This is a genomic window from Rhizobium sp. 05N49, assembly GCF_056396805.1.
Genome location: NZ_JBFTME010000009.1, coordinates 255299 through 269337, shown reverse-complemented (window position 1 = coordinate 269337; position 14039 = coordinate 255299). Strand labels below are relative to the sequence as shown.

General features: G+C 60.1%; 10 protein-coding genes. 9 read left to right on the top strand and 1 reads right to left on the bottom strand.

Annotated elements, in window-relative coordinates; genetic code table 11:
- The first annotated feature begins 10 nt into the window (after nt 1-10).
- Together AC1DF8_RS20040 and AC1DF8_RS20035 are read left to right on the top strand one after the other, a co-directional pair.
- Nucleotides 11-3157: an efflux RND transporter permease subunit gene (locus tag AC1DF8_RS20040; RefSeq protein ID WP_478154579.1), complete on the top strand. Its 3147-nt coding sequence runs from the start codon at nt 11-13 to the stop codon at nt 3155-3157.
- A gap of 192 nt (nt 3158-3349) precedes the next feature.
- Entirely contained in the window at nt 3350-5263 is a 1914-nt protein-coding gene (locus AC1DF8_RS20035; RefSeq protein WP_478154577.1) for a beta-N-acetylhexosaminidase, read from the top strand.
- Between the two features lie 52 nt (nt 5264-5315).
- On the opposite strand, the gene AC1DF8_RS20030 is transcribed toward AC1DF8_RS20035, so the two are convergent.
- The gene (locus tag AC1DF8_RS20030) at nt 5316-6227 is read right to left on the bottom strand and encodes an ROK family protein (RefSeq protein ID WP_478154575.1); all 912 of its coding nucleotides are present in this window, start codon (nt 6225-6227) and stop codon (nt 5316-5318) included.
- 260 nt (nt 6228-6487) lie between these two features.
- Between AC1DF8_RS20030 and AC1DF8_RS20025 the strand changes: the two genes are divergently transcribed.
- From AC1DF8_RS20025 to AC1DF8_RS19995, 7 genes are all read left to right on the top strand, one after another.
- Nucleotides 6488-7066: an exopolysaccharide biosynthesis protein gene (locus tag AC1DF8_RS20025; protein ID WP_183850835.1), complete on the top strand. Its 579-nt coding sequence runs from the start codon at nt 6488-6490 to the stop codon at nt 7064-7066.
- A gap of 98 nt (nt 7067-7164) precedes the next feature.
- Nucleotides 7165-8118, top strand: coding sequence for a sugar-binding transcriptional regulator (locus tag AC1DF8_RS20020; protein WP_112968698.1), 954 nt, complete (start codon nt 7165-7167; stop codon nt 8116-8118).
- Nucleotides 8119-8263: 145 nt separating this feature from the next.
- Nucleotides 8264-9574, top strand: a complete 1311-nt coding sequence (locus tag AC1DF8_RS20015; RefSeq protein ID WP_112544488.1) for an ABC transporter substrate-binding protein — start codon at nt 8264-8266, stop codon at nt 9572-9574.
- Nucleotides 9575-9708: 134 nt separating this feature from the next.
- Nucleotides 9709-10581, top strand: coding sequence for a carbohydrate ABC transporter permease (locus AC1DF8_RS20010; RefSeq protein ID WP_478154572.1), 873 nt, complete (start codon nt 9709-9711; stop codon nt 10579-10581).
- A gap of 1 nt (nt 10582) precedes the next feature.
- On the top strand, nt 10583-11413 hold the full coding sequence (locus tag AC1DF8_RS20005; protein ID WP_112544387.1) for a carbohydrate ABC transporter permease: 831 nt from the start codon (nt 10583-10585) through the stop codon (nt 11411-11413).
- A gap of 18 nt (nt 11414-11431) precedes the next feature.
- Entirely contained in the window at nt 11432-12430 is a 999-nt protein-coding gene (locus AC1DF8_RS20000) for an ABC transporter ATP-binding protein (protein WP_478154570.1), read from the top strand.
- A 106-nt stretch (nt 12431-12536) separates the two neighbouring features.
- A complete protein-coding gene (locus AC1DF8_RS19995; RefSeq protein WP_113015433.1) occupies nt 12537-14018 on the top strand; it encodes a mannitol dehydrogenase family protein in 1482 nt (493 codons plus the stop codon).
- Nucleotides 14019-14039: the final 21 nt, after the last annotated feature.

Sequence of the window (14039 nt, the reverse complement as noted above, 5' to 3'; positions counted from 1 at the left end):
GGACAGGATCATGGACAACGCCACTACGGAAAAGCGACCGTTCAACCTTTCGCGCTGGGCAATCGGTCATCCGAGCATTGCGCGCTTCCTTTTCGGGCTGATCCTCATCACGGGTGTGCTCGGCCTGACCCGCATGGGCCAGAAGGAAGACCCGGATTTTACCTTCCGCGTCATGGTGGTGCAGGCGCTCTGGCCTGGAGCATYGCTGCAGGACATGGAAGATCAGGTCACCAACAAGATCGAGCGCAAGCTGCAGGAAACCCCGCATCTCGACTGGGTGAAGTCCTATACGCGCGCGGGCAGCACGATCATCACCGTGCAGGTGAAGGGTGATACAAATTCGGCTGATGTTGCCGACGCCTTCTATCAGGTGCGCAAGAAGGTCGGCGACATCAACAGCGATTTGCCGCAAGGTCTGCTCGGCCCTTATTTCAACGATGAATTCGGCGACACGTTCATCACGCTGCATTCGATCAGCGGCGATGGCTATTCCTATCCCGAACTGAAGAAGTTCGCGATCCAGGCGCGCGACATGCTGCTGACGACGCCCGGTGTAGAGAAGGCCGTCATCATCGGCGACCAGCCAGAAAAAATCTATATTGACGTCTCCTCCAAGGCGCTTGCCGAACGCGGCCTGACGATCCCCGATCTGCAGAACGCCATCAAGGGCCAGAATGCCGTCGATCCGGCCGGCAATGTCGATACCGGCCTGCGCTCGGTGCGCATCTCGGTCGAAGGCAATGTCCACAAGGTCGAAGACATCAGGGAACTGCGCCTGCGCTCCGGCAATCAGGTGACACGGCTCGGCGATATCGCCACCGTCACGTCCGGGCTCGAAGACCCCTATCAGCGCAAATATCGCTTTAACGGCCACGATAGTGTGCAGGTCGGCGTCGTCATGGCCAAGGGTTTCAAGGTCACCGATGTCGGCAAGGATGTTGAAGCGACCTACAAGCGCTTCGAGGACTCGCTGCCCTACGGTGTCGCCGTCGATCAGATCTCCAACCAGCCTGATGTCGTGACGGATGCGGTCAGCGAGTTCATGCATGCGCTGGGCGAAGCCCTTGCCATCGTGCTCGTCGTCTCGTTTCTGTCGATCGGCTGGCGCTCGGGTCTCGTGATCGCCATCGCCATTCCGCTGGTTCTGGCTGCGACGTTTGCCATCATGTACGAGCTCGGCATCGACCTGCAGCGCATTTCGCTCGGCGCGCTCATCATCGCGCTCGGCCTGCTCGTCGACGATGCGATGATCGTCGTGGAAATGATGGAGCGAAAGCTCGAGGAAGGCCTCGTCAAGATCGATGCAGCGAGCTTCGCCTATTCCTCGACCGCCTTCCCGATGCTGACGGGTACGCTGATCACGACCGCCGGCTTCATTCCGGTCGGCTTCGCGGCATCGACGGCCGGCGAATATGTGCGTTCGCTCTTCTATGTCGTCGGCATCGCGCTGGTGACCTCATGGTTCGTGGCGGTCTATTTCACGCCGTGGCTCGGCTACATGATCCTGAAGCAGCGTCACCATGTGGGCGAGCATCACGACGTGTTCGACACGCGCTTCTATCGCGGCCTGCGCCACACGGTGGGCTGGGCGGTGCGCCATCGCGTCATCGTGCTTGCGCTGACGCTCGGCACGTTCGTCGCGAGCCTCTGGAGTTTCCAGTTCATTCCCCAGAACTTCTTCCCGCAGTCCTCGCGTCCGGAAATCCTCGTCGATCTCTGGCTGCCCGAGGGGACCAGCATCAAGGAAGTGGAAGTCCAGGCCAAGGCGCTGGAAGCCAAAATGATGGACGATCCGGACAAGAAGTTCATCGCCACCTATATCGGCGAAGGGGCGCCGCGCTTCTTCCTGCCGCTCGACCAGCAGCTGCGCAACCCGAACTACGCGCAGCTCCTGATCATGGCCAATGACGAGCCAGCGCGTGAGCGTCTTATTACCAAGGTCCGGACGATCCTGGCGGAAGACTTCCCGTCCGTCCGCGGCAAGGTCGACCGTCTCTTCCTCGGTCCGCCGACGGGCTGGCCGGTGCAGATGCGCGTCATGGGTCCGGATCGTGCGGAAGTGCGCAAGATTGCCGATCAGGTGAAGGACCGCTTCACCAGAGATCCGATGCTCGGTGCCATTCATGACGACTGGCTCGAGCCGGTGCCTGCCATGAAACTGGTCATCGATCAGGATCGTGCCCGTGCTCTCGGGGTCACTTCGCAGCGTGTCCGCCAGATGCTGCAGACCGCCATGTCCGGCGCGCCGCTCGACGATTTCCGCGATGGCGAGGAAACGGTTTCGATCGTCGCTCGCGAGCCGGATGCGAACCGATCACTGCTCTCTGCCGTCAATTCGGTCTATGTGCCGACGGATTTCGGCGGCTTCGTCCCGGTCTCGCAGATCGCCAAGGTCGTGCCGTCGATGGAGCAGGGTGTCGAATGGCGGCGCGACCGCCTGCCGACGATCTCGGTGCGGGCAACGCTGCCTGACGGCGTCCAGTCGAACGACGTTGTGACCAAGCTCTACAACGACATGAAGGACCTGCGCGACAGCCTGCCGGCCGGGTACAAGATCGAGATCCAGGGCGGAGCTGAGGATTCGGCTGAAAGCCAGGCCTCGATCGCCGCCAAGGCACCGATCATGCTCGTCGTCATCATGATCCTGCTGATGGCCCAGCTGCAGCATTTCGGCAAGGCGATGCTGGTCTTCGCCACCGGTCCGCTCGGCATCATCGGCGCGGCTTCGGCCCTGTTGATCAGCGGTGCGCCCTTTGGCTTCGTGGCGATCCTCGGCGTCATCGCGCTGCTCGGCATCATCATCCGCAACTCGATCATCCTCGTCGACCAGATCGACCAGGATATCAAGGCGGGCATGCACCGGCAGGAAGCGATCGTCGGTGCTGCGGTACGCCGCTTCCGGCCGATCATGCTGACGGCGCTGACGGCCGTGCTGGCGCTGATCCCGATCTCGCGTGGCGTCTTCTGGGGTCCGCTCGCCTACGCCATGATGGGCGGCATCCTCGTCGCCACGGTACTGACCATCCTCGTACTGCCGGCCGGCTATGCCCTGTTCTTCGGCCGCGAACCGAAGGCCAGGAATGACGAACATGCCAATGCCAACCAGGAAGAGGCGGATGGGACCATTCATCATCCGCCGGCATTGGCAGCCGAATGAGACAATGGCGCGGTCGAGGCCGCGCCATTTTTGTTTCAGCTCATCTTTTATTTCAGACCACTAGTTTCGTCAGGTTGCGGGTTGTCTCCAGCGGCCTCGACGTCTGCGACAGTAGCGCGAAGGCGCGCGAGAAGACGATGGCCTGAACGGGAGTAAAGATCGCCCTATATCCATTGGAGGGAGGATCCGACTGTGGCCGATTACCGTTTGGAAGCGAGCTGGAGTCCTGTCGAAGGAAGCTTTGGACGCTTTACCTTCACGCTCTTCAATCTTTCCGCCGAACCGCTCTCCGGTTTTACGCTCGCCTGTACTTCGCTCACCCGCGTGGCGGACGAGCACGTGGCCGAAGGTGCCACGCTCAAGCGGCGCGTTGCAAATTTTTACGAATATTCTCCGCCCGAGGGTCTCATCGTCAAGCCGGGCGGCAGCTGGCGGTTCACAATCGAAGGGCTGACGAATGGCCCGAAGCATGTCACGGCCGGCATCAAGTCCGCCTACCTCACACTTGGCGATGGCCGGCATGCACCCGTCAGTTTTGGCGATCTGATGCTTGATGGCATGGAACAGGGGGCGTTGCCGGAGCTTCTGCCGAAGGGTGAAGTGAGCGAGCCGTATTCGCTGCTGCCCTGGCCCTTGCACCAGGCGTTACGGCCGGGCGATATGCCGCCCATCGCACTCTATCCGGCAGCCGGCACCAGTGCCAAGAATACCAGGGCCGTGGCGAAAGTGCTCGCGCTTTACCAACGGCTCTTTCCTGACGACGACGTGCCTTTCGCGCTTCAGCCGGTTGAGGGAGGACGGCAGATCCGCTTCAAAGGGGAATCCTCGATCATGGATGCGGCCTACGAACTGCGTTTCACGGGGAAGGAGATTATTCTTGGCACCGACGATGCGAGCGGCCTGCTTTATGGGTTGATCAGTCTTGCGCAACTGCTGCACGGAGCACGTCACGAGCCGGAAACCTTCCAGTTTCCGGTCTTCGGCACCATCGCCGATCAGCCGCGCTACGAATGGCGCGGCTGTCATCTCGACGTCAGCAGGCATTTCTACCCGGTTGCAGATGTCAAACGGCTGATCGATATCCTCGCCTGGAACAAGCTCAATATTTTCCACTGGCATCTGACCGACGACGAAGCCTGGCGGCTGGAGATCAAGGCCTATCCTGAGCTTACAAAGATCGGTGCCAAGCACGGACCTGACGAAGTGCTTCTACCGCAATTCGGCGACGGCGCGGAGCCTCATTCGGGATTTTACAGCCAGGATGATGTCCGGGAAATCGTTGCTCATGCGGGCATGTTGCGTGTCGACGTCGTGCCGGAGATCGATATACCCGGTCACAGCACCGCAGCACTGCTCTCCCTGCCACAACTCGTCGAGCGACAGGAAGCGCCGGGCGGCTATCGCCCCGAGCCGAACAATGCCAACAATGCGCTCAATCCGGCGGTCGAATTCACCTACGAGTTCCTCGGCAAGGTGTTCGACGAGATGCTCCAGCTCTTTCCGTCCCAATATATCCATATCGGCGGGGATGAGGTGCCGCACGGTTCCTGGCTTGCCTCGCCGCTCTGCAAAATGCTGATGGAGCGTGAGAAGCTCGCAGATACGGCCGAACTGCAATCCTATTTCCTGCGGCGGATCAAGGCGATGCTTGCCGAGCGCGGCAAGAAACTTGTCGGCTGGAACGAGGTCTCACATGGCGGCGGTGTCGATCGCGACGGCACGCTGCTGATGGCCTGGGAGAAGCCGGAGGTCGGTATCGAGCTTGCGGGTGAGGGCTATGATATCGTCATGACGCCTGGGCAGGCCTACTATCTCGACATGGCGCAGGGCGAAGACTGGGGAGAGCCCGGCGCGGGCTGGGCCGGCTTCACGCCACCGGAAAAGACCTATGCCTACGAAGCCGAAGGCGAATTGCCGGAGGAGTTCAGGGAGCGGATGCACGGTATCCAGGCCTGCATCTGGGGCGAGAATTTCGCCTCGCGGAGCTATTTCAACCGGCTGGTCTTTCCGCGGCTGTCGGCCGTCGCGGAAGCAGCCTGGACGCCCTTTCTGCGAAAGGATTGGCTGCGCTTTGCCGCGATCGTTCGGATGTGGCCGACGCTTTAGAAATCTGTTCTGCCGCAATCCAAAGTCGCGGCACTATTAGATTGGAATTGCGTTATGCGGCTTCGGCCTTGAGGCCCAAAAGGGCAGCACCGATCAGGCCCGGTTCGATACGGCATTCGCTGCGCACGATCAGCGGGCGGTCGAATTTACGCAATATGCGTGCGCGCACCGCATGATCCAGTTCCGCCAGAAGCGCCTCGACATTCGAGAGGCCGCCGCCCACGGGCACGATGGTTGCGCCTGTGATGTTGATCGCGAGCGCCAGCGGTGAGGCGACGAGATCAACATAGATGTCGATCGTGCGATTGGCCTTTTCCTCGCCGTTGCGCCAGTCGGTGGTGATTTCCTCGCTGGAGAAATCGAGGTCGTGCAGCGTCTTATGCAGGCGTTCCAGACCCCGAGCACCGCCGACGGTATCGACACAGCCTTTCTGGCCGCAGCCGCAGGCATAGGCGGGGATGGCGACCGGCGGAGTGCCAGCATGTGATGCAATGATCGGGCCATGCCCCCATTCGCCGGCAAAGCCGCCTGAGGCATTGATGAGACGACCATCCGAGACGACGCCGCCCCCGACGCCCGTGCCGAGAATGGCGCCGAAGACGATGCGGTGACCGCGACCGGCGCCAAGTTCGGCTTCCGCCATGGCGAAACAATCGGCGTCATTGGCGATCAGCACGGGCAGGCCGAGCTCACGCTCGAGGTCGGCGGCAAGGTTGCGGTCGTGGATGCAGGGGATATTGGCGACGATGAGGCGTTGCGTGTCCGGGTCGACGACACCGGCAATCGAGAGAGCAATGCGCGAGGGGCGCTCGCCAGCCTCAGCGATAATGCTCCTTAGCGTCTCGACGAAGGCCGGGAAGTCATCCTTCGGGGTCGGGCGGCGGCCAAGCGGTATGATGTCGGATTCCGAACGCGCAATCCCGCCCTTGATGGCGGAGCCTCCGATATCGAATGAAATAATCATCTGATGCCTGCAAATTGTCTGTGCTTGGCGTCTGCTCGCACTCCTGGCGGCGAATTACAAGGATTATTCGATAAATGAACTAAGCCTGATCGCCATGAGGCGACAATTTCGTCCGCCAAGGTCATGCTATTGGCATATTGCATGGGCAAGCTTTCCATCATTCACCTTCCGATGCCGGATTCATGACAATCGAAAATACTGAAACTCAGAGAACCACCGTCCGCAGGCCACGTCCAAAAGGTCGGCGGCTCTCCTCCATTTTGCGACAGATGGCAGCGGACCGAAGCCGCGAACGCGTATCGATCGGCGACCTGTTCCAGACGATGGGCGACAGGGCGATCGGTGCGCTGATGCTGATCTTTGCGTTGCCGAACGCTTTTCCGACGCCGCCCGGCACCTCCTCGCTGCTCGGCGCGCCACTGATCTTCCTTGCCGCACAACTGACCTTCGGCCTGAAGCCGTGGCTGCCGAAGGCGATCGCGGCGCGCTCCATGCGGCGAGAGGATTTCGAGACGATCGTCGGGCGCATTCACCCCTGGCTCGCCTGGGCAGAGCGCATGCTGCAGCCACGATTGAGCATTTTCGTCGAGCCGCCGGCGGAATATCTGGCGGGCTTCTGCTGTCTGGTGCTGGCGATTGTTCTCGTGCTGCCGGTGCCGCTCGGCAATATCCTGCCGGCGATTGCGATTTCGCTCTTTGCCTTTGCGATTCTCGGTCGGGACGGGCTGTTTTCACTTCTCGGTTTTGCGATGACAGCCGTCTCGCTCGTCGTTGCCGGCGGGGTGATCTACGGTCTCGTCAAGGCGGCCATCTACATCGTCATGCGGTGGTTTGGATAAGGAAGCGACTGCTTGCTTTTTCAACGCCCTCGACATTTGCCCGATTTTTGTTTTGATCTGCGCCAGATAGACTCAAAAAAATTAATTGGCGGCGATAGATGGTAAAAAGATCGGAGACATCAGGGCGGCTGGACGATGCGGCGCGCGCCGGCTGGCTTTATTATGTCGCCGGCCGCACACAGGATGAAATTGCATCCGCCATGGGTATTTCGCGCCAGTCGGCGCAGCGGCTCGTTTCGCTTGCCGTGGCCGAACGGCTGATCAAAGTGCGGCTCGACCACCCGATCGCCGCCTGCCTCGAACTCGGAAATCAGTTGCGCAAGAAATTCGGTCTGAGGCATGTCGAGATCGTTCCCAGCGATCCGGGTTCATCGTCGACGACGGTCGGAATTGCCGAGGCGGCTGCTTCCGAAATCGAGCGCTGGCTGAAACGTCCAGATCCGATCGTACTTGCCGTCGGCACGGGGCGAACGCTGAAAGCGGCTGTGGACCAGTTGCCGGCGATCGAATGTCCCAATCATCGGATCGTGTCGCTGACAGGCAATATCGCCCCTGACGGTTCAGCCGCTTACTACAACGTCATCTTCAGCATGGCCGACGCCGTCAAGGCGCGGCACTTTCCGATGCCGCTGCCTGTTCTCGTCACCTCGGCGGAGGAGCGGGAGCTTCTGCACGGCCAGCAACTCGTGCGCTCGACGCTCGCAATCAGCGCGCAGGCGGATGTAACCTTCGTCGGTATCGGCGAACTCGGCATCGATGGCCCGCTCTGCGTCGATGGTTTCCTGGAAAAAGACGAGATGATGGAGCTGATGCGTGGGGGCGCGGCAGGCGAGATCTGCGGCTGGATTTTCGACGCCGACGGAAAGCTGCTCGACAACCCGATCAATGAACGCGTCGCATCCGCTCCGATCCCGCCACGCGATTCCTCGACTGTGATCGGGATCGCCAAGGGAAAACGCAAGTTCAAGGCGATCCGAGCTGCCATCACCGGCCATCAAGTGAACGGTTTGATTACCGACGAAGAGACTGCTGAGTTTTTGCTCACTAGCTGAGCAAAAATATTTCCTTTTTGGTTCAATAACATAACTCGATTGTTCGGCATCGCAGCAACGATTGCCAATTGACAAATTTTTCCCTTTGATGAGTAATTGCCCATGAGCAAAGCGAATGCTCACACTCATCTTCTGGGAGGAAGATATGACATTGAGAACTCTCCTGCTGGGCGCCTGCTCAGCAATGGCGTTTGCCGGCATGGCTTCGGCCGAGACGCTGACGATCGCGACCGTGAACAACGGCGACATGATCCGGATGCAGAAGCTGACGGATGATTTCAAGGCGAAGAATCCCGGCATCGACCTTGAATGGGTAACCCTCGAAGAAAACGTACTGCGCCAGAAGGTCACGACCGACATCGCGACCAAGGGCGGCCAGTACGACGTGCTCACGATCGGCACCTATGAAGTTCCGATCTGGGCGAAGAAAGGCTGGCTCCTGCCGCTCGACAACCTCGGCGCCAATTATGACGTGGACGATCTGCTGCCGGCCATCCGCAGCGGCATCAGCCAGGACGGCAAGCTCTATGCAGCTCCGTTCTACGGCGAAAGCTCCATGGTCATGTACCGCAAGGACCTGTTCGACGCCGCCGGCCTGAAGATGCCCGACGCGCCGACCTGGGACTTCATCGCAGATGCTGCGAAGAAGGTGACCAACAAGGACAAGGAAATCTACGGCATCTGCCTGCGCGGCAAGGCCGGCTGGGGCGAAAACATGGCCTTCCTGACGGCTATGTCGAACTCTTTCGGCGCTCGCTGGTTCGATGAACAGTGGAAGCCGCAGTTCGATCAGCCCGAGTGGAAGGACACGCTGACCTTCTACGTCAACCTTATGAAGGAAGCCGGCCCTCCCGGCGCTTCTTCCAACGGTTTCAACGAAAATCTGGCGCTCTTCCAGACCGGCAAGTGCGGCATGTGGATCGACGCAACGGTTGCTGCTTCGTTCGTAGCCGATCCGAAGCAGTCGCAGGTTGCCGACAAGGTCGGCTTTGCGCTGGCTCCGGACAAGGGCCTCGGCAAGCGCGGCAACTGGCTCTGGGCCTGGAACCTCGCCATCCCGGCAGGCTCGCAGAAGACTGAAGCAGCAGAGAAGTTCATCGCCTGGGCAACGAGCAAGGACTACACCAACCTCGTCGCCGAAAAGGAAGGCTGGCTGAACGCACCTCCCGGCACCCGCACCTCGCTCTATGCGAATGCCGACTACCAGAAGGCCGCTTCCTTCGCGAAGATGACGCTCGATAGCATCAACTCCGCTGACCCCACCAAGCCGACTGTCAAGCCGGTCCCCTATGTCGGCGTCCAGTTCGTGGCGATCCCGGAATTCCAAGGCATTGGCACGGCCGTCGGCCAGCAGTTCTCCGCAGCCCTTGCCGGCCAGATCTCGGTCGACCAGGCCCTGCAGAGCGCGCAGCAGCTGACCACCCGCGAAATGACCAAGGCGGGCTACATCAAGTAATACCTCCTGAGAACGTACGGAATGTTTGACATTCCGCACCTCTGGGTCGCCGATTGCCCGAACTGCATCGGCGGCCGCTTTTTTCAAAGCTGTTTCTCAGCCGTTTCCGCTTCAGATCAGACCGGTGGTTTGCCATGGCAACGTTTCACACTCGCTCCGCAGCACGTTTGATGATTGCACCGTCCGTGGTGCTGCTCTTCGCGTGGATGATCGTCCCGCTCGCGATGACGATTTACTTCTCCCTGCTGAACTACAATCTGCTCAACCCGGGCATGGAGAGTTTCGTCGGTCTCTTAAACTACCAATACTTCCTCACCGACCCGGCCTTTTTCGCCGCGCTCATCAATACGCTGGTGCTGGTTGCCGGCGTACTTGTCATCACCGTGGTCGGCGGTATTCTCTTTGCACTCCTGCTCGATCAGCCGATTTATGGCCAGGGCATCGTACGCATCCTGGTCATTGCGCCCTTCTTCGTCATGCCGACAGTGGCGGCCCTTGTCTGGAAGAACATGTTCATGAACCCGGTCAACGGTCTCTTCGCCTATATGGCAAAGGCTGTTGGCCTGGAGCCTATCGACTGGCTGGCGACCGTGCCGCTGTTTTCGGTCATCCTGATCGTCGCCTGGCAGTGGCTTCCCTTCGCCACGCTCATCATGCTTACCGCGCTGCAGTCGCTCGATGAAGAGCAGAAGGAAGCCGCCGAAATGGACGGCGCCGGGGCGATCTCGAAATTCATCTACATCATCCTGCCGCATATGGCCCGCGCCATCACGGTGGTGATCCTGATCCAGACGATCTTCCTGCTTTCGGTCTTCGCCGAAATCCTGGTCACCACCAATGGCGGCCCAGGCACGCAGAGCACCAACCTCACCTATCTCGTCTATGCGCAGGCGCTGCTGCAGTTCGATATCGGCGGGGCTTCTGCGGGCGGTATCGTCGCAGTCGTGCTTGCCAATATCGTTGCGATCTTCCTCGTGCGCCTCGTCGGCAAGAATCTGGAGGCTTGAGATGGCTAGAAAGGTTACCACCCAACGCAAGGTCATCATGACCGCGATCGCCTGGGCGCTCGGCATCCTGATCTTCTTCCCGATCCTCTGGACATTCCTGACGAGCTTCAAGTCGGAGGCGGATGCCATCGCCTCGCCGCCGCAGTTCCTGTTCTTCCACTGGACCACGGAGAACTATTCGGAAGTGCAGAGCCGTTCCAACTATCTCAGCCACTTCATGAATTCCGTCGTGATCTCCTTCGGCTCGACGCTGATCGGTCTCATTATCGCCATTCCGGCCGCCTGGGCCATGGCCTTTGCGCCGACCAAGCGGACGAAGGACGTGCTGATGTGGATGCTGTCGACGAAGATGATGCCGCCGGTCGGCGCGCTCATCCCGATCTACCTGATGTTCCGCAATTCCGGCCTGCTCGACACACGGACCGGCCTGGTGATCGTGCTGACGCTCATCAACCTGCCGATCATCGTCTGGATGCTCTATACCTATTTCAAGGAAATTCCCGGCGAAATCCTGGAAGCCGCCCGCATGGACGGCGCCTCGCTCGTCAAGGAAATCGTCTACGTGCTGACGCCGATGGCCGTGCCCGGCATTGCCTCGACTCTGCTCTTGAACATCATCCTTGCCTGGAACGAAGCCTTCTGGACGCTGAACCTGACGGCCTCCAAGGCCGCACCGCTGACGGCGTTCATCGCTTCCTATTCAAGCCCGGAAGGCCTGTTCTACGCCAAGCTCTCGGCGGCCTCGACCATGGCGATCGCGCCGATCCTCATCCTCGGCTGGTTCAGCCAGAAACAACTTGTCCGCGGCCTGACCTTCGGCGCGGTGAAATAAGATCATAGGGAGAGAAACATGGGCAGCATTACCCTTCAAAAGGTTTCGAAGGTCTTCGGCGAAGCCAAGGTCATCCCTTCGATCGATCTCGATATCCGCGATGGCGAGTTCGTCGTCTTCGTCGGCCCGTCCGGTTGCGGCAAGTCCACTCTGTTGCGCTTGATCGCCGGCCTCGAGGATGTCTCGGGCGGCAAGATCGTCATCGATGGCAAGGACGCGACCGAGAAGGCTCCGTCCGAACGGGGTCTGGCGATGGTCTTCCAGTCCTACGCGCTCTATCCGCATATGAGCGTGCGCAATAACATCGCCTTCCCGCTGAAGATGGCGGGCATGGACAAGGCAGAGATCGACCGCAAGGTGGACGATGCCGCCCGCGTGTTGAATCTCGGCGACTATCTGGATCGCAAGCCGCGCCAGCTTTCGGGCGGCCAGCGTCAGCGTGTCGCCATCGGCCGCGCTATCGTGCGCCAGCCTTCAGCCTTCCTCTTCGACGAGCCGCTGTCGAACCTCGATGCGGCGCTGCGCGTCAACATGCGCATTGAAATCAGCGAGCTGCACCAGCAACTCAAGACGACCATGGTCTACGTCACCCATGATCAGGTGGAAGCGATGACCATGGCCGACAAGATCGTTGTGCTGAACAGGGGTAATATCGAACAGGTCGGTTCGCCGCTGGAGTTATACCGCAGCCCGCGAAACCTCTTCGTTGCGGGCTTCATCGGCTCGCCCAAGATGAATTTCATCAAGGGGCAGAATGCTGCGCAGATGAATGCGCACACGATCGGCATCCGTCCCGAACATGTGCTGCTGTCGACCGAAAGCGGCGACTGGAAGGGCAGGGTGATGGTGGCCGAACATCTCGGCTCCGACACGTTCCTGCATGTCGATGTCGAAGCTATCGGGATGGTGACGGCGCGCAGCAACGGCGATTTTGCGTCCAAGGCCGGCGACACGGTCTACCTGACGCCGGACAAGACGCGTATCCATAAATTCAATGAGAGCGGCCTTGCTATCTGAAGCGACCGCCGGCTGGGGGCAGACATGCGGAGCGGACAATCTCGTCCGGCCCGTGCTAACGGGAGGGCCTAGGGCTCTTTCGAAAGACCTTCAAGAGGACTGAAACATGACGTGCAAACTATCGCTGGCAACGCTCGACGAGGCGGCAAAGACCGCGGCCATTCCGGCTTACGATAGGGCGTCGCTGAAAGCCGGCATCGTGCACTTCGGCGTCGGCAATTTCCATCGCGCCCATCAGGCGATCTATCTCGACGATCTCTTCAATGCCGGCAGCGACCATGATTGGGCAATCATCGGCGCCGGCGTTCTGCCCTCAGACGCGGCCATGCGCGACAAGCTGGCCGCGCAGGATTTCCTGACGACCGTCGTCGAGCAGGACAACAACAGGACGGCGGCGCGTGTGACCGCGCCGATGATCGATATCCTGCCCGTCGGCGAACCTGACGTTATCATCGCGAAGCTCGCCGATCCCGAGATCCGCATCGTCTCGATGACGATCACCGAGGGCGGCTATTTCATCGACGCGTCCGGCAAGTTCAACCCGGCGCATCCGGCGATTGCCGCCGACGGGCAGAACCCGTCTGCGCCGAAAACGGTCTTCGGTCTGATCGTTGCCGGTCTGAAGGCACGCAAGGACAAGGGCATCGCGCCCTTCACCGTCATGTCCTGCGACAACATTCCCCATAATGGCGTTGTGACCACGAATGCGGTTGTCGGCACGGCGAAGCTCTCCGATCCGGCTTTTGCGAACTGGATCAAGGCAAATGTCTCCTTCCCGAACGGCATGGTCGACCGCATCACGCCGGCCACCAGCCAGCGCGAGATCGATTTCTTGAAGGAGAATTTCGATATCGAGGACAACTGGCCGGTCTATTGTGAAGAATTCAAGCAGTGGGTGCTGGAAGACAAGTTCCCGATGGGGCGTCCGGCGCTCGAAAAGGTCGGCGTCACTTTCGTACCTGACGTCACGCCCTATGAGCACATGAAAATCCGCATCCTCAACGGCGGCCATGCGGCGATCGCCTATCCGGCGGCACTGATGGATATTCATTTCGTGCATGAATCGATGGAAAACGATCTGATACGCGCCTTCCTCGCCAAGCTCGAAAATGAGGAAATCATCCCTATCGTGCCGCCGGTGCCGGATACGTCGCTTGCCGACTATTTCAAGCTGATCGAGCGGCGCTTCCTCAATCCCAAGATTGCCGACACGATCCCGCGTCTGGCGCAGGACGGCTCCAACCGTCAGCCGAAATTCATCCTGCCGTCGACGCTCGATAATCTCAGCCAAGGCCGGGATGTCGTCGGCCTTGCGCTCGTCTCCGCGCTTTGGTGCCGCTACTTCTTCGGCAAGAGCGACAGCGGCAAGGAGATCGTCTTCAACGATGCCAGCGCCGATCGCCTGCATGAGGCGGCCGTCAAGGCAAAGGACGATCCGGCCGCCTTCCTCGTCTTCGACGATATTTTCGGCGAGGTGGCGAAATCCGATGTTTTCCGCAAACGTTTCGCCCATGCGCTGAAAACCCTGTGGGAAAAGGGCACGAAGGAAACGTTGCAGCTCTATCTCGACGGCAAGCTCGCGGTGTAAGAAATCCTGATGGCGGCGTTT